Raw genomic sequence first — 22,347 nt, forward strand, 5'->3', positions numbered from 1 at the left:
AGGTTGTTTCTGATCTCCGAGCCGGAGTCGAGCGGCGCGAACTGATGATTGAGGCGTTGCGTAAGCACATCGCCGGCCTGCCGAGGTATTGCAGATGGGATGCGAAGGATGCGCCGCTCGCCGAGAGCGCGCCAAGCAGATAGCGAGGGTGGGATATGACCGAATCATGCAAGTGCTCCAGCGAGCGTGGCCTGGATCCGGTGGGCGTTCTGGAGTCGATGCTGGCCGAGCAGAGGAAGACCAACCATCTGCTGGCTCTGCTGATCCAGGCGCTGGCCGATGAGGGCGAGATAGATGCCGACATGCCGCGCGTCGACCTGAGCGGCAGGCCGATCTGATGGCCAGACTGAAGACTCTCGGGTTCCGCGTGTCGAGCCAGGGCGACCGGCTGAAGACTGCGGCGCCTGGTTCGTGGCGGACCGGTAAGACCTCAACCGAGCGAGGCTATGACTACCGTTGGCAGCAGGCCCGCGATCAGTACCTTCGCGATCATCCGTTGTGCGTGTACTGCGAGCGCAAGGGCTTGGTCACCGCGGCCAACACCGTTGACCACATAGTGGCTCACCGAGGCGATCAGGACCTGTTCTGGGACCAGGACAACTGGCAGCCGCTATGCGGACCCTGTCACTCCGCCGATAAGCAGAAAGAGGAAGCCGCCGGCTTCTAGTAGACCAGCATGCGACCGATACCTGACCTCGATGGATACTTTGCCAGCGAGGATGGGGAGGTTGTGTCTGTTCGTTCTGGCGTGCCTAGAGTCCTGGCGACGCAGATCCATAAGGGGTATCGACGGGTCACCGTCGGCGTGATGGTTTGCGGAAGGCGAGAGCGACACAGGCTGGATGTGCATCGATTGGTCTTGCTGGCTTTCGCTGGAGGGCCCAGTTGTGAAGGCATGGAAGCGCGCCATCTGGATGGCGACTCTTTGAATAATTGCCCCGCCAATCTTGCATGGGGTAGTCGGAGAGAGAACGCGGCCGACGCCATTCGCCACGGAACACTGGGGCCAGGTATGCGCGCCAGGCACCGGAAGCTCAGCGATGTACAGGTGCTTGAGATCAGGCGCCGGCGTCGTGAGGGTGAGTCACCGAGGCGAATTGCTTCCGACTACGGGATCAGCCGCGATTACGTCCGAGTGCTCGCATCCGGAAAGGCCTGGAAATGCCTGTCAGGGTAGGGGGGCATGGATTAATAGGGTTTCGCCTGAAGCTAGACCGCCCCCGCCCGCATTCGCACATTTTTTCCGATCTCTAGGAATTTTGTTAATGGCGTTAACAGACAAACAGCGACGGTTTGTTGACGCGAAGGCCCGAGGAGCATCCAACAAAGCTGCCGCCGAAGCCGCTGGCTACGCGCCTTCCAGCTCTGCGGCCGCTGGCGCTCGACTTGCCAAGCACCCCGAAATCATCGCCGCCCTGAAGATGTTAAAGGGGCGGCGAGATGTTAAAGCCAAGGAGCCTTCGCCGAAGCAGGGCAAGGACCATGAAGCGCCGCTCGGCGATGAGCAGGAACCTGATGGCGAGTACCTGGATTGCCTGCCGTTTACGGAGGACCCGCTGGTCTGGCTGGTCAATCTGATGAATGAGCCGCGGGCGAAGGTCTTCGATCGCCGCAGCGCGGCTCAGAAAGCTGTCGACTTCTTCCATGGCAAGAAGGGTGAGATGGGCAAGAAGGAACAGAAGGCCGAGGCCGCGAAGCAAGCCGGCAAAGGCAAGTTCGGCCAGGGCAAGCCTCCACTATCCGTCGTCAGGGGGTAAACCATGCTCTGGACCACTGCCTGCCCTGACTGGTGGCGGCGCTTGAGTGCTGGTGAATCCATCATTCCGCCGCCGCTCTTTCCTGAGGAAGCCGAGGAGGGGCTCAGCGTCTTCCGGGAACTGAAGATCGTAGACGCTCCCGGCTCCCCGACAATCGAGGCCGCATGCGCCCCCTGGGTGCTCGACTTCGCCGGCGCCATCTTCGGCAGCTACAACAATGAGACCGGCCAGCGACTGATCACCGAGTACTTCCTCTGCATCCCGAAGAAGAACTCGAAGTCGACCATCGCAGCCGCGATCATGCTGACCGCCTTGATCCGCAACTGGCGGCTTGAGGCCGAGTTCATCATCCTGGCGCCGACCAAGGAGATCGCCGACAACAGCTTCAAGCCGGCGGCGGCGATGGTGAAGCACGACGAAGAGTTGTCGGATCTGCTTCATGTTCAACCGCACTTGCGGCTGATTACCCACAATCAGACGGGAGCCACCCTGAAGGTAGTGGCCGCTGATAGCGATGTGGTCGGTGGCAAGAAGGCCGTCGGCGTGCTGATTGATGAGGCCTGGCTGTTCGGCAAGAACCCGAAGGCACCGGACATGATTCGGGAGGCCACTGGCGGCCTGCTGTCTCGCCCTGAAGGTTTCATCATCTGGCTCACGACCCAGTCGAACGAGCCGCCCGCCGGGGTGTTCAGGTCCAAGCTGACCTATGCCCGGGGCGTCCGTGACGGACGCATCGAAGACAACCGGTTTCTGCCGATCATCTACGAGTTCCCGAAGGAGATGATCGAGAGCGGAGAGGCGCGGCGGCCAGAGAACTTCCACCTGGTCAACCCGAACATGGGCTACTCGGTGGATCGGCCTACCCTCGAGCGCCTGTTTATGCAGGCAGAACTCGACGGTGAGGCCGAGGTACGCGGGTTCCTCGCCAAGTTCCTGAACATCGAGATCGGGCTGGCGCTGATGTCCGACAGTTGGGTCGGCGCCGCATTCTGGGAGCCGCAGGCGCTGCCAGGCCTTTCGCTGGATGCCCTGATTGAGCGCTGCGAGGTGATTGTTGGCGGCGTCGACGGTGGCGGCCTAGACGACCTGCTGGCGCTGACGCTGTTGGGCCGCGAGCGAGGGGGGCGCCGGTGGTTTCACTGGGCGCATGCCTGGGCGCACCCCTCGGTGCTGGAGCGCCGGAAGTCCGAGGCTCCCCGGCTCCATGACCTCGCGGCGGCTGGTGATCTGACCCTGGTTGAGAAAATCGGCGATGACGTTGAGGAGCTGGCGGCGTACGTCGCTCGGGTCAACGAGGCCGGTCTGCTCGACAAGGTCGGGCTCGACCCCGCCGGCATTGGCGCCGTGCTCGATGCGCTACTGGAGGCGGGGATCACCGAGGAGCAGACGGTCGGCATCTCTCAGGGCTGGAAGCTGACCGGGGCCATCAAGACCACGGAAAGGAAGCTGGCCGAGGGTGTGTTGATGCACTGCGGTCAGCCGCTTATGGCCTGGGCCTGCGGCAACGCCAAGGGCGTGCCTTCCGCCAACGCTTTCCTGATCACCAAGCAGGCGTCCGGCACCGCGAAGATCGACCCGTTGATGTCGACGTTCAACGCGGTATCGCTGCTGTCCCTCAATCCGGAGGCGCGCGGCGGCATGGATGACTACCTCAACAACGGCTTCTTTGGACTCATAGGCTGACCATGACATTTCGCTGGTACAACCCTCGCACGTGGCGGATGTTCGGCTACACCGACCCAGCCACGGGTGATTACGTCGAGGTGGACCTTGAGGTCGGCGGCAAGAGCACAAAGGCCGGCGTGCGAGTGACCACCAAGACCGCGCTGTCGATCAGCATGGTCTGGTCGTGCGTGAAGATCCTTTCGGAGTCGCTGTCGGGCCTGCCGCTGAAGCTCTACGAGGATGTGGACGGCGAACGGCTGCTGGTGTCGCGAAAGGATCGAGCGCAGAAGCTCCTCCGAAAGCCCAACCCATTCATGACGAGGCTGAACTTCCTGAAGTTCGTGGTCGTGAACATGGCGCTGCGTGGTAACGCCTTTGCACTGATCGAGCGCAACCGCCACGGCGAGCCGATCGGTTGGATTCCGCTCGGTATCGACCAGGTGACCATCGACACCGACGAGGACCTTCTCTACTGGGTGCAGCCCAAGGATGGGAAACCATTCCCGGTTTCTCCGGAGAACATGCTGCATTTCAAGATATTCAGCATGGACGGCATCGTCGGCTTGTCGCCTATCGAGTACCAGGCGGAGACCATGGGTCTGGCCAAGGCGGGCCAGCAATGGTCTGCGCGCTTCATGCGTAAAGGCGGCTTCACGGGTGGCTATGTCATCTACAAGGAGTTCCTGACCGACAAGCAGCAGACTCAGGTCATGGCCAGGTTTCCGGACGTCCGTAAGGCGGACGCCGACGACATCGGCAAGATGGCCATCCTGCAGGGTGGCCCGACCATCGTGCCTGCCGGCATCAGCCAGAAGGATGCTCAGTTCATCGAGTCCCAGCAGTTCCAAGAGGAAGCACTTGCCGGCATCTACGGCGTGCCGCTCTGGCTGGCCAACCGCGCCGGCAAGACCTCGATCATGGGTTCCAACCTCGAACAGCAGTTGACTGGCTTCACGACCTTCGGCCTCAAACCATACGCCGATGCAGTTGAGGACGAACTCAACGACAAGCTTTATGGTGACTCGGGCCGCTTCGTCGAGTTCGTGCTCGAAGGTCTGCAGCGCGCTGACAGCGCCGGTCGCGCCACTCTGTTCGCTGCGGCTCTTGGTGGCTCCGGTGGTTCCGGCTGGATGACCATCAACGAAGTTCGCCGCAAAGAAAACCTTCCGCCACTTGATGGCCCTGAATACGACCGGGTCTCCCGGTGGGAGATGCAGACCAATGCTGAGCAAACTTGATTGCCCCTTCGAGGTGAAGGCCGCTGATGAGGCGGGCAACTTCGAGGGCTACGCCGCGGTGTTCGACAACGTCGACCTCGGCGATGACGTGATCATCAAGGGCGCCTTCACCAAGGTGAAGACCGCTCGCAACGGCCGGTTGAAGCTGGCGCTGTACCACGACCTGACTCGGCTGGTCGGAACCTCGGAGTTCACCCAGGATGACCGAGGGCTGTTCCTCAAGGGCCGAGTGAACCTGGCAGTCAGCTACGCACGCGACGCCTACGAGCTGATGAAGGACGGCAGCCTCGACAGCATGTCCATCGGGTTCAACACCATCGAAGCCAACTTCGAGCAGCGCGCCGGGCGGCAGGTCCGAGTCATCAAGGCCGCCGAACTCTGGGAGGCGTCGTTCGTTCCGTTCGGCATGAACCCTGAGGCCGAGGTCATCAGCGTCAAGTCGGACATCCGGCTTTTCGAGAACGCCCTGCGCGAACGCATGGGGCTCTCTCAGAAGGAAGCGGCAGCAGTCGCTTCGCTCGGCTACCCAGCGCTCCGCCGTGACGGCGGCAGCGAGGCCACGGCGATCGTGGAAGAGCTGAAAGACATTTCAACCCTGTTCACCACCCATTTTGGAGTATCGCCATGAGCGAAGTGAAAGAACTGAAGGACTCTCTGGAGCTGCAACTGAAGAACGGTTTCGACGGGCTCCAGAAGAAGTACGACCTGGCCATCACCGAGGTCGAGAAGGGCAACCAGGTTGCCACTGAGCTGAAGAAGGAAATTCAGACCCAGAAGGACGAACTGCAGAAGGTCATCGACCAGGTACAGGATCTGGAGCAGAAGGGCGTCAAGCTGCGCGGCGGCCCAGGCGAAGGCAAGAGCTTCATCGATATGGTGAAGTCGCACGACGGCTACAAGGCGCTGCAACAGAAGAGCGCGAATGCCGCCGACATCGAGGTCACCAAGTCGGACCTGGCGTCGATGAAGGAGACCAAGGTCACCAGTGCCGGCATCGTTGTGCCGAACTACGACCCGACCATCCAGCCCGGCATCCGCCAGGAACTGCGCATCCGCGACCTGCTGACCAGCATTCCGGTCAGTGGCCAGAGCTACACCTACTACCGAGAGTTGCTGCACACCCGTGGCGCGGCGCCGGTAGCCGAAGGTGCGCTGAAGCCCACCAGCAACGTGACCTTCGAGTCGGTGACCGACCGCGTCAAGAAGCTGGCCGTGTGGATGCCGGTCACTGACGAGGCCCTGGACGACGTGCCGCAACTGTTCGGCTACATCCAGGAACTGCTGCGCTACGACCTCAAGCTGGAGGAAGAAGCGCAGATCCTCAAGGGTGACGGCACCGGCGAGAACCTGAACGGCCTGATGACCCAGGCGACCACCTACGACACCGCCCTGAACAAGGCTGGCGACACCTCCATCGACATCGTACGCCGCGGCATCTACCAGGTCCGCAAGCAGTCGAAGCTGTCTGCCGACGGCGTGGTGATGACCGAGCTGGACTGGATGAACATCGAGCTGCAGAAGGATGGCGAAAACCGCTACCTGTTCGCCAACCTGCAGGGCCTGGTCACCCCGGTGCTCTGGGGTCGCCCGGTGATCACCTCGGACAGCATGGACGAAGGCGCGCCGGCGAACGGTGAAGATCCGGCCACCGGCGGCGAGTTCCTGATCGCCAACTTCGCCCGCTCCTCGATCCTCTTCGACCGCATGTCGTTCCTGTTCAAGATGGGTCTGATCAACGATCAGTTCATCCGGAACGAACGGGCGCTGCTGGTTGAGGAGCGTCTCGGTCTGGGCGTGCGTCGTCGCGAGGCGTTGGTGAAAGGCCGCTTCGCGGCGTAACCCCTGATGAGGCCGGCCGCAATGCCGGCCTCTTCGTTTCCAGGAGGCAACATGAAGATCAAGGCACTTTGGGGGTTCGTAGGTGACGCGAAGAAGCTCGGGGCGGAGTCGGCCCAGGTTCGCGCGGGCCAGGTGTTCGAGAAAGTCGACGATGAGTATGCACACGTCCTGATCGGCAAGGGGCTGGCTGCTGAGGTCGGGGAACAGACCAAGCCGAAAGAGACCAAGCCGGCGGCGCCGAAAGGGGCCAAGTGATGGAGATCGACTGGGATGCCGATCCATCCATCCTGGCGAAGGTGAAGCGTCAGGCGCGTGTAGACGCCGATATCACCGATGACGACGAACTACTGAAAGGCTATGTCGCCGCGGCGCTTTCCCATGTCGAGCAGCACTGTGACTGCCGGCTGGTCGAGGGCGAGCCCACCGCTCCGGATGAAATCGGCCTGACGCCGGATGTGTGGCAGGCTGTATACCTGCTTGTGGCGCACTGGTACGCCAATCGAGAGGGAGCCGTCGCCGATGGTTCTGTAACCGTGGTCCCGTTGGCCGTTGAGCGCTTGCTCTGGTACCGGAAGAGGTTCTGAGACATGCAGGCTGGTCGGTTAAGGCACCTGGTCGCATTCCAGGTGAAGGAGAAAATCCGTGATCCGGATAGCGGCGCCGTCGACTATGCCTGGGTGGATCGTTGGCCAAAGGTCTATGCCGCCGTCGAGCCCCTTTCTGCTCGCGATCTGATCGCTGCGCAAGCGGCCCAGTCCCAGCTTTCTGCTCGCATCGTCATCCGCTACCGGGAAGGCGTCTTGCCCACTATGCGGATCGTACACCGCGGTGTTCCGTACAAAATCGAGGGTAAGCCAATCCCTGATAAGAGGTCGGGACGCGAGTATCTGACCATTCTCGTGAGCGAGGGGGTAACCGATGGCTGATATAGCTGAGTCACGCATCCACGGATTGGATGGCGTTGTGGAGAAGATGCGATCTCTTGCGCCAAGGCTGCAACGCAATGGCCTGAGAAAGGCTGCGCGCAAGGCTATGAACATTGTCCGGGATGCCGCACGAGAAAAGGCGCGACTTGTCGATGATCCCGAAACACCAGAGAAAATCTGGAAGAACATCATCACTCAAGAGTCCGCCAAGCAGGGGCGGCGTGAAGGGGGGGTGGTGATGAAGGTTGGAGTGCGCGGCGGCGCTGGTCGAAACCAGTACAGCAAGGATGCAAGCGGAAATCCTGGTGGCGACACCAGGCACTGGCGCTATCTGGAGTTCGGCACCAAGTACTCGCCGGCGAAGCCATTCATGCGGCCTGCTCTACCAGAGAACGTTGCGAAGGTCACTGATCGGTTCGTGTCCGAACTGAGCAGCGAGATCGACCGCGCGGTTGGGGGGCGTTGATGTTTGCGCCAATCTACTCTGTCGTTTCAGGGGACGCGGCCTGCCAGGCGTTGCTTGGGGGTTCACCAGACACGCGCATCTTTCCGTTCGGCGAGGCCGACGAGCGGACTCTATATCCCTATGCGGTTTGGCAGGTGGTCAGCGGTTCGCCCGAGAACTACCTGGCAGGCCTGCCAGACGCCGATGGTGTAACCCTGCAGGTCGATATCTACGCGAGCACGTCCGCCTCTGCATACGCGGTAGCGAAGGCCCTGCGCAATGTGATCGAGAAGAGTGCCTACATCGTGCGCTGGGGGCCTCAGCCTCGCGACCCTCAAACCAAGTCGTATCGAATCAGCTTCGACGTTGATTGGCTGATACCCAGATAGCCAGTCGCCCAAACCATCGCCCGCTCAGCCGCGGGCTTTTTTACGCCCGCAATAGGAGAATGACCTATGTCCATGCTTACCCAAGGGACGCAGCTCTACGCCCTCGTGCCGCCCGCTTCGGGCGCTGGAGCGCTCACCGTAATGGAGGTGGAGTGCATCACCTCCTTCAACCCCGGCGGAAACCCGGCGGACCAGATCGAGGACCCGTGCTTGAGCGAGACCTCGCGCAAGTACAAGAAAGGGATGCGCACTCCTGGCCAGGCTACCGTTGGCCTGAATGCCGATCCGCGCAATGCAAGCCATTTGCGCCTCTACCAACTGTCCGAAGATGACAGCGATACCATGATCCAGTTCGCCATTGGCTGGTCCGATGGTGTCGACGTAGCCCCCACTCTCAATACCGAAGGGGATGCCTTCGTGCTTCCCCCGAGCCGAACCTGGTTCACCTTCGAGGGTTATGTCAGCGATTTCCCGTTCGACTTCGCAGCCAACACCCTGGTCGCCACCCAGGCCACGATCCAGCGCTCTGGCGCAGGGCAGTGGATTCCGAAAACCGCGTAAGGAGCAGACATGAAACTAGCCGATCTGGTGGCCGCTGGCGCGGTCCTGGGCGATGGACTGGTGAAGAAAAGCATCACCTGGACGCACACTCCGCCGGGCAAGAAAAAAGCGGTCACGGACACCTTCGACGTGTTCATCAAGCGCAGCAGTTTCGGTGCCATGGAACGCCTGTTCGCCCAAGACGACGACAAGAAGAGCCAGAATGCGCGCTACCTGGCCGAGAGCGTCAGACTGGGCGAGGGTGGGGAAGAGGAGATTCCCTACGAAACTGCGTTCAACCTCGACCCTGCGCTGGGCTTCCTGCTCTTGCAGGCTGTCGCGGAGGTCAATGGCACTGGGCCAGGTGACGAAAAAAACTGACGCCCGCCGATGAGGTTTGGCATGAGCTCGTGCTGAACGGCATCGGCGGTTGCACCATTCGAGAGGCGAAGGAACGCATCGACTACGACGAGTACAGGGCGTGGGTTGCCTACCTGAAAAAGCGTGGCTCCCTCAACGGGAGCTATCGCCTGGAGTGGGTGCTGGCCCAATTGGCGGCGATCCAGGCCAAGGTTGGCGGGGTGAAGTGCGAGCCCGACGACTTCCGCCCCCATGTTCGAGCGCCGGTAGAGTCGGTGGGGATATCGCTCGAACAGGCGATGGCCGCTTGGGTTTGACCTGGCAAGGATGCTGGGTTCCTGTGCTGGCGCAGTGATGGTAGATTGTATTTACCAGCAATTTTAGAGCGACTGTATAATGATCCAGGTGGCTATTCTTGTTGTTTTGATAATTATTGCCTTTATTCTGGCCCCGTGGTTGATCGGAGTTGCTGTTGCTCTTGTCGCAGCTTATGGGATATGGCTGGTTTTATCTGCTTCTATTGTTGTGGTTATTGGTATTTCTTTTGTTATTTTTCATGGGCTTCGGGAGTATCTTTTTTATAATGGGTCAGGCATCAGCGAGAAAATAGATAAAGTTAACGAAGAATTTCTGCTTAGGGAGAAAAACAAGCAAGAATTGACGCCTGATCCACCTGAGGAGCCAAAGGTGCATCAGTCAAGGAAAGTGGCTTTATGTAAACATTGCGGTGGTGAAATTAGGGGTTACACGCTCTATTGTCCTAGCTGTGGAAAATCGACGTAGTTTTAATTAGTTTTCCGAAACCCGCCAGGCCGGCGGGTTTTTTATTGTCCGGAGAAAAGCTAAATGGCCTCTCGCTCCCTTGGTGTGCTGACGCTCGACCTCATTGCGCGCATTGGGGGATTCCAGCAGAACATGAGTCGAGCCGCCCAAGACACTGCGCGCAGTATGGGGCGGATCGAGCAAAGCACGCAGCGGGCGAGCTCTACAGCAGTTAGCGCAATCAAGTCTATTGGCGTTGCGGCAACTGCTTATCTGAGCGCCCGAGAACTTGTTGGATATTCGCAAGCCTGGGTCTCTATTGAGAACCGCATCAAGCAGGTCAGCGAAAGTCAGGCTCAGTTCAGTCAGTCGATGGATGCAGTGTATTCCGTCGCTCAGAACGCGCAGTCGTCCTTGGAGGGTACTGCGGAACTGTACCAGAGGATTGCTGCTTCGACTGGTGAGCTCGGCGTAAATCAACAGCAAGTTGTCCAGGTTACCCAGAACATCAGCAAGGCTATGTCGGCCAGTGGTGTTTCCGCTGCCGCCGCGGAAGGTTCGCTGGTGCAACTCGGCCAGGCCTTCGCCTCGGGAGTGCTCCGAGGTCAGGAGCTGAACTCGGTACTCGAGCAGGCTCCGGGCTTGGCCCAGGCCGTCGCAAACGGTCTCGGGGTTGCGGTTGGAGACCTCCGGAAGCTTGGCGAACAGGGCAAACTGACTTCCAAGCAAGTCTTCGAGGCGATTCTGTCTCAAACCCGCGCGATTGATGACCAATTTGCGCGCGCCCAGACCACCATAGCTGGTGCGTTTCAAGTGCTGGAGAACAGCGCGACCAAAGCGATCGGCAGCCTAGATAGCACTCTCGGGGTGTCCAAGGCTTTTACGGAAGCCATGGTTTCCCTGTCGAAGTCGCTTGACTCTACGGGCGTACAGGCCTTCGTCCAGGTCCTGAATACTGGGCTGTATCTGGCGATCGGACGTACTGCTGGCGCTCTGGTAAGCGCGACGGCTGCCAAGATCGCAGACGCCAAGGCGACCCAGGAGCAGACCTATGCTGCGTCGGTTGCTGCGGCCGGAGAGGTGCGACGCGCCCAGGCGGTGAAGGCCGAGGCCGTTGCTGAGTTAGACCGAGCCCGCCAAGCCGTGGCTTCTGCTCGTGCACAGGTGGCTGCTGATCGGGAGCGGCAAGCCTCCGAAATCTCTCGTTTGCGGGCCGTACAGGCATCGCTTGTGGCTGAGCGCGAACTCGAAGGTCAGCGGCTGAAGGCCCAAATCACAGAGATTGGCCGACAGCAGTCTGTCGCTCGAATGGCCGAGTTACGGCTATCCGAAACGGCCATCATCAAGCAGCTTCAGGCTGCCGAGGCGCAATTGACGGCCACCACCGTGGCGGGCTCGCAGGCGGTTACCGCAGCCCTTGCTCAGCGAGTGTCTGCAACCGAAGCGCTTTCTGCGGCGAACTTGCAACTTACCGCAACTCAAACTGCCTCGACGGCCGCAATGGGCCGATGGTTCGCGGCCAGCACAGCTTTGGGGGCAGGGTTAAATGCCCTGAGAACAGCAGGCGCGGGGATTCTCAGGATTGCTGCTGGATGGCCGGGGCTGATCATCTCGCTGGGGATGGTAGCCTTGTCCTTCGTCGATTTCGGGGACAAGGCCGAGAGTAATGCTGGTCGTGCGGCCAATGCTTTCGAAGACGCCTCCACCCGCATCCGCCAGGCCGCTCGGACGATGATTCCGGAGGATCTTTCCGGGCTCAGCTATGACCAGTTGAAGCAGCAGTTGGCGGGCCTTCAGGATCAATTGAAGGATGCCGAGGCGCTTCAGGAGCGGTTCCAGAAGGGCGTTGACGACAATACCGACATTCCGTTTGGTCCTTCGCTGGACGAGGCAAAGGAGAAAGCAGAGTCCTTGCGCCTTGCCATCCAGAAGACACAGCGAGAACTGGACGGTGCAAGGTTCGCTTCGGATAAGGCTGGCGCGAGCTATCTGGATAATTTGCAGAAACAGAGCGTTGTCGCCGGCAAGCTGACCGAGGTAGAGAAGCTCCGCGCCCAGATCAACGCTGGAATCCTGAAGCTAAGTCCTGACGATGAAAAGCGCGCCCTGGCCTATGCCGCAGCCGTGGACAAGGCGAATGCCTCGACCAAGTCCCAGAAGGACCTGTTGAAGGACTCTGCGAAGGGGCTGAAGCAGGCTGAGGAGCGGTATCGGGACCTCAAGAAGGAGATCGACCCTACCGCGACTGCGGCGGACGAGTACAGGAAAAACATCGAGGCCCTCAACACCCTGAAGGACAGGGGGAAGATCACGAGCCAGGAGTATGCGAAGGGAATCGAGTGGGCGGCCAAGTCGTTCAACTCCGCAGTGGACGCGGCCAATCCGTTCGTGAAGCGGCTCAGAGAGATCAAGTCCGCGATGGACGAGAGCCTGGGCAATCTCAAGCTCGAAGGGCAGCGCGAAATCCTCGGGATGGGGATGAGCGATAGCCAGAGGGGGCTGTTCGACAAGCTGAACGAGGAGAATGACCGTTACGCCAAGGCCCGCAGGGATCTTGCCGACCGCTACGCAGACAGATCGGTCGGGATGAGCGACGACGAGTACCAGCAAGAACTCCAGGCTCAACAGAAGCACCATAAGCAAATGCTGGAGCAGTTGCAGGCAAACTACGATGCTCGACTTGAGGCTCAGGGGGACTGGGTGTCCGGAGCCCGCTCCGCATGGGAAACCTACGTGGAGGATGCACAGAATTACTCGAAGCAGGCCTCTGTCTTCGTATCTGGTGCACTTGGCGATGCTACCAACGGCTTGGGCGATGCAATCACCGATATCGTCACGCGGACCAAGAGTCTCGGAGATGCGTTCGGTGACATGGCTGCGGACCTGGCTAAGTCGGTCATCAAGGCCCTGGCTGACATGGCCGCCCAGTGGCTTGTCTACCAGGCGGTGCAGTTGGTCGTAGGGAAGACGGCTCAATCGACTGCGGCAATCGGGCTGGTCGCCAATGCTCAGGCAACGGCGTTTCAGGCACAGCTAGCAGCGTTTGCCTCGACGGCTGCCATCCCGATTGTTGGCCCTGGCCTGGCTGCTGGTGCTGCTGCGGCTGCCGCCGCAGCTACCGCGCCAATGGTTGCTGGAGTTTCTTCGGCGGCCTTCGCGGGCATCGCGCACGGCGGCATCGACAACATCCCGAAGGAGAGTACCTGGCTGCTTGATGCTGGTGAGCGGGTGCTCAGTCCGAATCAAAACAGGGACCTGACTGCTTTCCTCAGCAGGGAAGGCGGCGCGAGTGCTGGGGCTGGACAGGCGCCGTCGATCACTATCAACGCTCCGGTCACGGTTAATGCCCAGCCCGGCATGAGCCAAGAGGAAGCTCGAATGCAGGGAGAGGCTGCCGGGCTGGCCTTGCGGGAGGAGGTCCGGAGCGTCATTCGGGAAGAGATGGGGCAGAACGGTCTGCTTTGGAGACGATAAGTGGCTGAGACCTTTTCTTACTGTACGCGCCTTGGAGCTACCGGCGAGACTGCTCAACGCACCTGGCAGAACGACTTCGGGGATGGATACGTTCAGTCCGGCGGAACGGGGATCAACACCAGATCCGAGACCTGGGATGGAATGACGATCATCGGGCGCCTGGAGGCTGGTGATGATCTCCTGGGCGCCCGCGCCTTTCTGGACCGGCACGAGGGGTACAAGTCGTTCCTATGGACGCCCCCTGGCGGCGTACAGGGTCGATACCGGTGCAATGGATACAAACTGAGGCCGTTGGGGGGAGGTCTGTACGAACTGAGCTTCACGTTCGTTCAGGTCTTCTACCCGTAACAACCAACCATGAGCGGCTATGCCGCGGGAGAGAGGAATGAACACCCAAACTACCACCAAAGGTCAGGCTATTAAAAGCCAAGCTGTAGACTCGAAAGGAAATCCAGCTTGGCTTTTACGCTCTGACGGTCAAATCGTGATTTCGGCGCAGTTCGTAAAAGATAGCGCCGTGACCAAAGCTGTTATTCGCGGTTGATATTTGGGATATCAAGAGTGTAAGTGCTTGGTATCACTCCGTCCGGAAATACCTTTTGGAAAATCTCTAGCACGAAGTTATCTCCTACACCTTGCTGCCTGCATGCCAGTGAAGCTTTTCGGGCGATGTGTCTTTGTTGGCTGCAAGAATCTTCTGTCGAGTCAGGGTGCCTCTGATAAATTCAAGACAAAGCATAAATCTCGGAGCGAGTTGAATGAGCACTTTTGCTTGTGAGTCCAACATGAGGGAGCTCTCAATGAGCACAGGTCGGCCCATTGAGGAGCTAAAGCAGGTAGTCGTGACTGAGTTAATGGTCAAAGCCGCGATGGATTATGTGCTCGGGTTATGGGATCGGGATGTCGACATTTTCCTGCTAGAGGATGTGTTCAGGATAATGGCAGTTCTTCAGCCTCGGCCTCTGGATATTCCAAAATTGACGAGCGCACCTTCTCAATGAGCTTGTCGAACTTGGATAGCGATGCCGATTTAATTTCATCTGGAACACCGCATTCCAACAGCCCAGCAATAATGCCGAGCAGGTAGTAAACCTGCATTAAGTCGAGCGCGATTTTTCTAAGTTCAAGCAACGTTAGCGTTTCTGAGTAGGGCGTTCCGTCACTGTTCCTCTTTGTTGGATGGTAGATAGGGGCCTCGTCCTTGCCCTCTGGTGATAACCCCCAGGCCCAATGGACGATCTTGTTTCTCTGCGCCGTCATCTTCTTGAATGTGGACAGAGCGACATTCAGCCTTTCCGGTATGTCGATCGGTAACGGCGATGTTTCGAGAAGCTTTGTGACCGTTGCTGCTAATGAGGTCGAGCGGAGCCTTAATGATTCTACGACGACCGACTGGGTATCCGCTCTTAGTCCGCTTAGAAAACCGAATATCCGCATGAGCGGTTCATCGCACAGGCTGTGATTGACCACGATCTGCCCGATTTCTGCCCGCATGGCAGAGTTTGGGCCCGCGTCGTATCTATAGTTTGTGGTTCTTGGGTCTTCCATTCCGCTTGCCTCCTCGGCCCCTGGCCTCATCCAAGCACGGGAAGCTACCGCCAGAGCAAACATGGTGCCACTGGCATTTCATCCACGCTGTACAACCTTCCAGCCCGCCTCGCGCGGGCTTTTTCATATCTGGAGAACGCATGGCCTTCAATGCTGATGTGCAGAAGCTTGAGCCGGGGAACCTGATCCGGCTGTTTGAGGTGGATGCGACGCGCCTTGGCGGAAATCTCTGGCGATTCCATGGCCACGCCCAGGAAGGGGAGATCATCTGGCAGGGCAATGTGTACGAGCCGATCCAAATCACCGCAAAAGGCTTTGATATTCGTGGCGATGGTCGACCCGCGTCGCCGACCCTCCAACTGGCAAACGAGCTCGCCGGCATTCGAGGAGCGATATCGGCCATCTGCCTTCAGTTGCGAGACCTCTGTGGCGCCAGGGTTCGGGTGATCGAGACGTGGAGGCACTATCTGGATGCCGCGAACTTCCCTGATGGCAACCCCGACGCAGCCGACGAGTCTCGGGTGGGAATCTGGTTCATCGAGCAGAAGACCGAGGAAACCCGTGAGCAGGTCACATTCGCGCTCAGCAGCCCTATCGACATGGAGGGGCAGATGCTACCCGCCCAGCAGATCACTAAGCTTTGCCGGTGGGCGTGCCGAGGTCAGTACCGAGGAGAGGCCTGCGCCTATACCGGCGCCGCCCTCTTCACGAAGAAGGATGAGCCTACCGATAACCCGGCTCTCGATCGGTGCGGCGGCCGCTGGAGCAGTTGCAAGCTGCGCGGCAACACCAACCGCTTCGGCGGTTCTTTGGGGGCAAGTTTGATCGTTTCGTCGAGGTAAGCATGCGCATCAGTCAAAAGCTCCAGTGTCAGATCCTGGCGCACGCCGAAAGCGTCTACCCGAGCGAGGCGTGTGGCGTATTGCTCAAGACCGATAGCGGCCGAGAATACGCTCCTTGTGGCAACCTGGCGGTCAGTGATCGCGAAAACTTCGTCATGGATCACCGGGACTACGCAGCAGCAGAGGACCGCGGCGAAGTAATTGCCGTCATCCATAGCCATCCTGACAAGGCTCCGATCCCGAGCATGGCCGACCGGGTCAGTTGTGAGCTTCACGGATTGCCGTGGGGAATCATCGGGCTGCCGGGTGGGGAAATGACCTGGTTCAAACCATCAGGTTATCGTGCCCCGTTGCTTGGCCGAGAGTTTTCCCACGGCTTGCTCGACTGTTGGGGCGCCTGCCGGGATTGGTACGAGCGAGAAGCTGGGTTGACGCTGCCGAACTTCGAGCGCAAGGACCTTTGGTGGGAGGTCAAGGACGGATCGAGCCTGTACGAGGACAATTACGAGAGTGCCGGTTTCTATCGCGTTGACGACCTGCGCCGTGGCGACATGCTGGTGTTTCAGGTGCCCACTCCAGGGAGGCCTTGTTATCACCCGAACCATGCCGCGATCTATCTCGGTGCCGATCCTTGTTTACGAAGTGAAGAGGCTCCAGCACTGGGCGGCTCGGGTCCGTTCATCTATCACCACATGGCGGGTCGCGCGGCCACACGTGAAATCTACGGCTGGTCCATGGCCAACAGGGTCCGGCTGATCCTTCGCCACAAGGACTTCCCCCAATGAAGACCGTGCGACTGTATGGCGCGTTGCGCCGTGAATTTGGCCGTGAGTATGTGCTCGATGTATCAGGGCCGCGAGAGGCCACCATTGCCCTGGCCAGCATGGTAGATGGTTTCGAGAAATTCATGCGAACCGCAGAAGAGCGCGGGATGCGGTTCGCGGTTTTCGTAGGGCGGCGAAATCTTCGCGAAGAGGAGCTTGACCTGGCCGGAGCCGGCGAGTCGGTCATCCGCATCGTGCCAGTCATCCAAGGCAGCAAGAGTTCCGGGATTTTTCAGACGGTCCTGGGGGCGGCGTTGGTTGTTGCGGGCTATTTCACGTTCGGTACCACCTCGGCAATAGGCGTTGCAATGATGGCTGGCGGCGCTGGCCTGGCGCTTGGTGGCGTTGCCCAGATGCTGGCCCCGTCAACTCAGGCTTCCGCCGCGAAGAACGAGGATGGGAATAACCCGAGCTATGGATTCGGTGGCGCCATGACCACTATTGCTCAGGGAAACCCATACCCAGTGCTTTACGGCGAGCGAGAGATCGGCGGCGCCGTCGAGTCGGGCGGGGTTTACACGGAAGACCAGCTCTAGCACGACCGCTGCCAGACCCCGCTTCGGCGGGGTTTCTTGTTTCTGGAGATCGAAAATGTCTGTTGTGACCAAAAAGCGCCATCAGCCTTTGCGTGGAAGCAAGGGGGGCAGTTCCAAGCCGAAGCAGCCGCACATCGCCCAGAACGGCGTCGCATCGCTGTCCACTGCTCGGATCCTGTATCTCCTGAGCTGGGGACCGATTGTTGGCCCAGTCAATGGACTCAAGTCGATCAAGCTTGACGGTACTCCGATCCAGGCAGAAGACGGCACGCTGAACTATCCCGACGTGAAGTGGCAGTTTCGACCGGGCGAGTTAAATCAGGAGCGACTGGAAGGTGTAGCGGAGTCTAGCAACGAGATTGCGGTGGGCCAGACCTTGCTCAGCACGCAGCCCTACATCTACACCGTCACGAACGCCACGGCGGATGCGGTACGCGTGCGCCTGTCCTGGCCCAACCTGCAGGCGCAGGATTCGTCCGGGAACATCAATGGGGTGCGTATTGAGTACGCGATCGATGTCGCCACGGATGGCGCTCCTTACCAGACCGTACTCAGCACGTTTGTCGACCGGAAGAACGTTACGACTTACTACCGTTCTCATCGGATCAACCTGCCGGCAGGAGGGCACTGGGCGGTTCGCGTGCGGCGGATCACGCCGGAGGCGAACAGCTCTCTGGTCCAGGACACCATGGTGCTGACTGCGATAGCTGAAGTTGTCGACAGCAACCAGGAGTTTCCGCTCACCGCCGTTGGCTGCGTGGAGTATGACGCCCAACAGTTCGGGGGCGACTTTCCGAAGTTCTCTGCGCTCATGCGCGGGCGGATCGTGCGGGTTCCGATGAACTATGACCCTGAGACTCGGACCTATTTTACCGGCGGCCCCGGTACCACGAATGGCGTTTGGGACGGCACCTTCAAGGAGGCTTATTCCAACAATCCGGCCTGGGTTTTCTATGACCTGGTGTTGAACCCCTATTACGGCCTGGGTGAGCGCATCGACCAGAGCATGGTCAACCGTTGGGCCCTCTATCGCATTGCGCAGTACTGCGACCAGTTGGTTCCGGATGGGAAGGGCGGTCAAGAGCCTAGGTTCACTTGCAACCTCTATCTTCAGAAGCAAGAGGAGGCGTATGCCGTTCTTCAGGATCTCGCTGCAATCTTTCATGGGTTGGCGTTCTGGGATGGTAGCCAGATCACTGTCAACGCCGACATGCCTCAGGACCCGGTTTACACCTATACCACGTCGCAGATTCTGAACGATGGTGTGGTTGCGTATTCGGGGACACGGACGCGAGACCGCCATTCGCTGGCGATGGTCTCTTGGGACAACCCGGCCAATGCGTTCGAGACAGACAAGGAGCCGGTCTTCGACGAGGATGCGATTATCGAGCTTGGCGGGATCGTCAGGGAGGTATCGGTCGGGGCTCTCGGCTGCACCAGCCAGGGTCAGGCGCAGCGGGCGGGGCAGTGGGCGCTTATGACTGAGCAGTTGCAGACTCGTGGGGCCGTCTGGAAGGTTGGCCTGGATGGATTCATCCCGCGGCCTGGACAGGTGGTGGCTCTGGCAGACCCCATGCTTGCCGGTCGTGCGAATGGCGGCAGGATCTCGGCGGTATCTGGACGAGCAATCACCGTAGACCGAGATGTGGATATCCCGGTCGGCGCGCGGCTGCGAGTCAACCTGCCCAGTGGGCGCTCGGAAGCCAGGGCGATTCAAGGTCATGACGGACGCGTCATAACGGTGGTGGCCGACTTCAGTGAAGAGCCTTCCCCCGAGAGCGGTTGGGCGATCGACTACGACGACCTGGCCCTGATGCAGTTCTACGTCAAGAACGTGACCAGACCAAGTTGGGAGCAATTCCAGCTTGAGGTTATCCAGCACGAGCCCGGCAAGTTTGATGCGATCGATCACGGGGCGATCATCGATTCTCGGCCGATCAGCGTCCTGCCGTCCGGGGTGCAGGATCCGCCTGCACGCGTATTGATCTCGCAGCACATCGCGGTCGAGCAAGGCCTGGCGGTCACGATCATGACCATCGCCTGGGACGCGGCACCGGACGCGGTAGCGTACGACGTAGAGTGGCGCTGGGGCTCGCGCGAGTGGGTCAGGGTTCCGCGTACGGGGGAGCTGATGGTGGAAGTGCGTGGGGTATACGCCGGCCAGTACCTTGCGCGCGTGCGGGCTGTGAACTCCATGAACGTGTCGTCGATCCCAGCGAACTCGGTGTTGACCAACATCACCGGCAAGACCGGCGCGCCGCCGGCGCTGGCGTTCCTGCGTACCACCAGCGGACCGTGGAAGATCGGTCTGGAGTGGGGATTCCCGGTCAGTGGCGCGGCGGACACCGCCTACACCGAGATTCAGCAGTCGGTCACCCCAGGCGGCAGCGAGCAGAACGCAACTGCCCTGGGCTTGTTCGCGTACCCGACCGACACCCATACGCTGACCTCACTGGCGGCCGGCGCTCGCCTGGCCTTCCGCGGGCGGCTGATCGACCGGACCGGCAACGTCGGCCCCTGGTCGGCCTGGGTCGACGGTATAAGCTCGACGGATGCGAGCGAGTACAACGAGCTGATCACCAAGGAGTACGTCGAGTCCGCGCTGGGCGAGCAGTTCTTCGCCGACATCGATCAGATGCAGGTCGATATCAGTGGCCTGCAGGGCCAGATCGATAATCTGTCCGATGTGCTGGCCTACGACCCGACGAAGACCTACGCGAAGAACGATATCGTGCGGGTCGGCAACCGGCTGTATCAGGCAAAGCAGGCGGTGCCGCTCAACGCCTCGCCGCCGAACGCGTCCTACTGGGCCGACATCGGACAGTCGATCGAGACGGCCAACGGCCTGGCCCAGCAGGTGGCCACCAACACCGCGGATATCACCGAGCTCGACGGTAAGGTCGAAGCGGCGGCTTCGAGCCTGGATGTTCTGCAGGCTGCCGCCCGCCGGGAGCCGGCGACCGGAGAGAAGGCCGATGCGCTGAAGGGCTGGGACACCATTGCTCGAGCCGCCACCGAAGTCACCGTGCGGGCGAACGAGGATGAAGCGCAGGCGAAGCGGACGAGCTTGCTTGAAGCGCGTACCGGGACCGCGGAGGGCAGGATCGCCACCGTGGAGTCGGTCGTTGCGTCGAACAATGCCGTGACCGTCCAGCGGCTGGATCAGCTATCCGGCCAGGTTGCGAGCAACGCCTCGGCCATCAGCACCGAACAGACCGTCCGCGCCAACGCGGACAGCGCCCTGGGGCAGCGGATGGATACCGTCAGTGCGCGCACCGATACCAACGAGGCGAACATCCAGACCACATCTCAAGCGGTTACCTCGCTGGATGGAAACGTCAAGGCGCTCTACAGCGTGAAGCTCCAGGCGCATGCCAACGGGCAGAAGTACGCCGCTGGCTGGCAACTGGGCTTCGACAGCGGTACGAGCGTGACGACCATGGCGTTCCAGGCTGATCGGTTCCTCTGGTTCAACAGTTCCAGCGGGCAGACCGTGGCGCCGGTCTCGATCGTCGGAGGCCAGATGTTCATCAACAACGCGATGATTCAGGACGGTTCGATTACGAACGCGAAGATCGGCAACGTGATTCAGTCGACCGCCCTCGGTGCCAACGGCGAGCCGCTATGGAAGTTGGATAAGGGCGGCGCGTTCACAATGAACAGCGCAACGTCGGGAGGGTTTATGCGCCAGACGGCAGAGGCAATAAAAGTGTATGACGGAAACTTGGTGCTTCGAGTCCAGATCGGGAATCTTGACGTATGAGTTACGGAATGAGAACACGTTCAGCCGGCGGCTCAATACTCTTTGACAGCAATAATTATTCATTGAGGATGGTCTATCGCCGGGACTTGGGGAACATCCCCCAGGGACTTTCAGTTACGGTCCCTGGGTTCGACGGTTCTAAAGGTGTCATGTTTGTCGTCTGCAATACGCCGGATTCTAGATCTTGGATTCCCAGGCATACCATTAGCGGCTCGACTATTACGTTTGGTTGGTCCGGTGATGTAACAGCGAATTACACTCTATATGCGGTGATGTTCTCATGAGTTTCGGTGCGAAGTTTGTTGGGAATGCCGGTCAGGTGATAATCGATCAGGACCACCCTTGTCTGCATCTGGTTGCGTCTGGTACCTACCCAGCCACTAATGCCCAGATCATCAACGTCTCGTACCCATCTCCGGTGCGGAGCCCGCTCCCACCGTTTGTTTTCTTTTGCCCTAATGGGTCGCATCACATAACGATGTTCCAGCATGCTGGTTCGGCTGGGAACTGGACGGGTTTCAGCTTCTACGTGAAGGTATTTCAAGATACAAGCGGCGTCGTACTGGGAGGGAAGTGGAAGGCATGCGCGGTGTTCATGCCGAAAACTGGCGGATGGGGGATGCAGATATTCGACAATCAGTCGAGAGTGGTATTTGACAGTAACAGGGATCTTGTTCGGTTCATAAGTGGTACCCAGATGCTGAATTATTACGGCACGAATGGTAACTATCTGGGGTATTACACCCTGCATTCATGGTCTGCACCGTGGCCGCATGGGACTGATGGGTATTTTCTGATTAGTCATTTCAATGTACAGGCGCAACCGCCCCAAGGTGATACTGGAGAGTGCTCCATTGGGTTTGTTACTTCGGCCCGAAACACAGTCGTAGCAACTGTTCAAGTCGGCGGACCTGGGCAAGACGCAATACGAACACCTTTCCCATGGCCTCTTCTGGCCATTGCATAGCAGGAGAACTCTATGGCGTGGTACTCAACCGGAACCGTGGCGGTGACCGCAAATAGCCCGACCGTTACCGGTGCCGGCACACAGTTCTCGTCCAATGCCCGAGTCGGCGATGCATTTCGCGGACCCGATGGACGTTGGTACGAGGTCACAAACGTGGCCAGTTCGACGGTCATCTCGATCAAGCCCAACTACCAGGGCAGCACGGCCAGCGGCCAGGCCTATGCGGTGGCGCCGATCCTGGGCTACGACAAGGACCTGTCGGATCGATTCAACTTGATCGCCAACCAGTGGGGGGCAACCCTGGCGGGGATAAAGCCCTGGGCGCTCTCTGCAAATGCGGCAGCAGCGCGGGGGGATCTCGGCCTCGGCAGTGCGGCTGTACGGGAGGCGCTCGGTAGTTCGGGCGCGCTGTACTCTCGAGACAGCATTCTGGGCGCCGTTTCGCAGTCGAGCGGCGTACCGACCGGTGCGG

The 22,347-nt window shown here is 59.8% G+C and carries 25 protein-coding genes and 1 pseudogene; 25 read left to right on the forward strand and 1 reads right to left on the reverse strand.

Annotated elements, in window-relative coordinates; translation table 11 throughout:
- The first annotated feature begins 155 nt into the window (after positions 1-155).
- The 20 genes from HMPREF2581_RS11430 (at position 156) to HMPREF2581_RS33175 (ending at position 13,939) form a co-directional block, all read left to right on the forward strand.
- The gene (locus HMPREF2581_RS11430) at positions 156-338 is read left to right on the forward strand and encodes a hypothetical protein (RefSeq protein WP_003119047.1); all 183 of its coding nucleotides are present in this window, start codon (positions 156-158) and stop codon (positions 336-338) included.
- Positions 338-667 carry an HNH endonuclease gene (locus HMPREF2581_RS11435; RefSeq protein ID WP_023099112.1) on the forward strand — a complete coding sequence of 110 codons (330 nt, stop codon included), beginning with the start codon at positions 338-340 and terminating at the stop codon, positions 665-667. The genes HMPREF2581_RS11430 and HMPREF2581_RS11435 overlap by 1 nt, the downstream gene beginning before the upstream one ends.
- 141 nt (positions 668-808) lie before the next feature.
- Entirely contained in the window at positions 809-1,177 is a 369-nt protein-coding gene (locus HMPREF2581_RS33815; protein WP_226021094.1) for an HNH endonuclease, read from the forward strand.
- A gap of 88 nt (positions 1,178-1,265) precedes the next feature.
- A complete protein-coding gene (locus HMPREF2581_RS11440) occupies positions 1,266-1,757 on the forward strand; it encodes a terminase small subunit (protein WP_003119048.1) in 492 nt (163 codons plus the stop codon).
- Between the two features lie 3 nt (positions 1,758-1,760).
- A complete protein-coding gene (locus HMPREF2581_RS11445; protein ID WP_023099111.1) occupies positions 1,761-3,440 on the forward strand; it encodes a terminase large subunit in 1,680 nt (559 codons plus the stop codon).
- Between the two features lie 2 nt (positions 3,441-3,442).
- The gene (locus HMPREF2581_RS11450; protein WP_023111182.1) at positions 3,443-4,660 is read left to right on the forward strand and encodes a phage portal protein; all 1,218 of its coding nucleotides are present in this window, start codon (positions 3,443-3,445) and stop codon (positions 4,658-4,660) included.
- On the forward strand, positions 4,644-5,288 hold the full coding sequence (locus HMPREF2581_RS11455; RefSeq protein WP_023111183.1) for an HK97 family phage prohead protease: 645 nt from the start codon (positions 4,644-4,646) through the stop codon (positions 5,286-5,288). The genes HMPREF2581_RS11450 and HMPREF2581_RS11455 overlap by 17 nt, the downstream gene beginning before the upstream one ends.
- Positions 5,285-6,499 carry a phage major capsid protein gene (locus tag HMPREF2581_RS11460; RefSeq protein WP_023111184.1) on the forward strand — a complete coding sequence of 405 codons (1,215 nt, stop codon included), beginning with the start codon at positions 5,285-5,287 and terminating at the stop codon, positions 6,497-6,499. The genes HMPREF2581_RS11455 and HMPREF2581_RS11460 overlap by 4 nt, the downstream gene beginning before the upstream one ends.
- A 51-nt stretch (positions 6,500-6,550) precedes the next feature.
- Positions 6,551-6,754 (forward strand): hypothetical protein, encoded by a 204-nt coding sequence (locus HMPREF2581_RS11465; RefSeq protein ID WP_023111185.1) that lies wholly within the window; start codon positions 6,551-6,553, stop codon positions 6,752-6,754.
- Entirely contained in the window at positions 6,754-7,083 is a 330-nt protein-coding gene (locus HMPREF2581_RS11470) for a head-tail connector protein (protein ID WP_023111186.1), read from the forward strand. Before HMPREF2581_RS11465 ends, HMPREF2581_RS11470 begins: the two co-directional genes overlap by 1 nt.
- A 3-nt stretch (positions 7,084-7,086) precedes the next feature.
- Positions 7,087-7,425 (forward strand): phage head closure protein, encoded by a 339-nt coding sequence (locus HMPREF2581_RS11475; RefSeq protein WP_023111187.1) that lies wholly within the window; start codon positions 7,087-7,089, stop codon positions 7,423-7,425.
- Positions 7,418-7,891 carry an HK97-gp10 family putative phage morphogenesis protein gene (locus HMPREF2581_RS11480; protein ID WP_031632296.1) on the forward strand — a complete coding sequence of 158 codons (474 nt, stop codon included), beginning with the start codon at positions 7,418-7,420 and terminating at the stop codon, positions 7,889-7,891. Before HMPREF2581_RS11475 ends, HMPREF2581_RS11480 begins: the two co-directional genes overlap by 8 nt.
- On the forward strand, positions 7,891-8,259 hold the full coding sequence (locus HMPREF2581_RS11485) for a DUF3168 domain-containing protein (RefSeq protein ID WP_023111188.1): 369 nt from the start codon (positions 7,891-7,893) through the stop codon (positions 8,257-8,259). The genes HMPREF2581_RS11480 and HMPREF2581_RS11485 overlap by 1 nt, the downstream gene beginning before the upstream one ends.
- Before the next feature lie 66 nt (positions 8,260-8,325).
- Entirely contained in the window at positions 8,326-8,820 is a 495-nt protein-coding gene (locus HMPREF2581_RS11490) for a phage tail tube protein (protein ID WP_023111189.1), read from the forward strand.
- Positions 8,821-8,829: 9 nt separating this feature from the next.
- Positions 8,830-9,180 (forward strand): phage tail assembly chaperone family protein, TAC, encoded by a 351-nt coding sequence (locus HMPREF2581_RS11495; protein WP_023111190.1) that lies wholly within the window; start codon positions 8,830-8,832, stop codon positions 9,178-9,180.
- A 29-nt stretch (positions 9,181-9,209) separates the two neighbouring features.
- Positions 9,210-9,476: a phage tail assembly protein T gene (locus tag HMPREF2581_RS11500; RefSeq protein WP_023111191.1), complete on the forward strand. Its 267-nt coding sequence runs from the start codon at positions 9,210-9,212 to the stop codon at positions 9,474-9,476.
- A gap of 79 nt (positions 9,477-9,555) precedes the next feature.
- Positions 9,556-9,942, forward strand: coding sequence for a hypothetical protein (locus HMPREF2581_RS32925; protein WP_125898815.1), 387 nt, complete (start codon positions 9,556-9,558; stop codon positions 9,940-9,942).
- Positions 9,943-10,005: 63 nt separating this feature from the next.
- A complete protein-coding gene (locus tag HMPREF2581_RS11505; protein WP_031632297.1) occupies positions 10,006-13,395 on the forward strand; it encodes a tape measure protein in 3,390 nt (1,129 codons plus the stop codon).
- Positions 13,396-13,743, forward strand: a complete 348-nt coding sequence (locus HMPREF2581_RS11510; RefSeq protein WP_023910125.1) for a phage tail protein — start codon at positions 13,396-13,398, stop codon at positions 13,741-13,743.
- 37 nt (positions 13,744-13,780) lie between these two features.
- Complete coding sequence (locus HMPREF2581_RS33175; protein WP_153549358.1) at positions 13,781-13,939, forward strand: hypothetical protein; 159 nt, start codon at positions 13,781-13,783, stop codon at positions 13,937-13,939.
- A gap of 386 nt (positions 13,940-14,325) precedes the next feature.
- Here the strand turns inward: HMPREF2581_RS33175 and HMPREF2581_RS11515 are convergent, their stop codons facing one another.
- Positions 14,326-14,943: a hypothetical protein gene (locus HMPREF2581_RS11515; protein WP_023910124.1), complete on the reverse strand. Its 618-nt coding sequence runs from the start codon at positions 14,941-14,943 to the stop codon at positions 14,326-14,328.
- A 140-nt stretch (positions 14,944-15,083) separates the two neighbouring features.
- On the opposite strand from HMPREF2581_RS11515, the gene HMPREF2581_RS11520 reads away from it, so the two are divergent.
- The 5 genes and pseudogenes from HMPREF2581_RS11520 to HMPREF2581_RS11540 form a co-directional block, all read left to right on the forward strand.
- Positions 15,084-15,785 (forward strand): phage minor tail protein L, encoded by a 702-nt coding sequence (locus tag HMPREF2581_RS11520; RefSeq protein ID WP_003140656.1) that lies wholly within the window; start codon positions 15,084-15,086, stop codon positions 15,783-15,785.
- A gap of 2 nt (positions 15,786-15,787) precedes the next feature.
- The gene (locus tag HMPREF2581_RS11525) at positions 15,788-16,570 is read left to right on the forward strand and encodes a C40 family peptidase (protein ID WP_003140655.1); all 783 of its coding nucleotides are present in this window, start codon (positions 15,788-15,790) and stop codon (positions 16,568-16,570) included.
- Positions 16,567-17,145, forward strand: coding sequence for a tail assembly protein (locus tag HMPREF2581_RS11530; RefSeq protein ID WP_023111193.1), 579 nt, complete (start codon positions 16,567-16,569; stop codon positions 17,143-17,145). Before HMPREF2581_RS11525 ends, HMPREF2581_RS11530 begins: the two co-directional genes overlap by 4 nt.
- Positions 17,146-17,200: 55 nt before the next feature.
- Positions 17,201-20,908 (forward strand): TipJ family phage tail tip protein, encoded by a 3,708-nt coding sequence (locus HMPREF2581_RS11535; protein WP_023111194.1) that lies wholly within the window; start codon positions 17,201-17,203, stop codon positions 20,906-20,908.
- Between the two features lie 979 nt (positions 20,909-21,887).
- Positions 21,888-22,347 (forward strand): annotated as a pseudogene (locus tag HMPREF2581_RS11540) (hypothetical protein); the annotation flags it as partial.

It is taken from the genome of Pseudomonas sp. HMSC057H01 (genome assembly GCF_001836405.1).
GTDB classification, from domain to species: Bacteria; Pseudomonadota; Gammaproteobacteria; order Pseudomonadales; family Pseudomonadaceae; genus Pseudomonas; species Pseudomonas aeruginosa.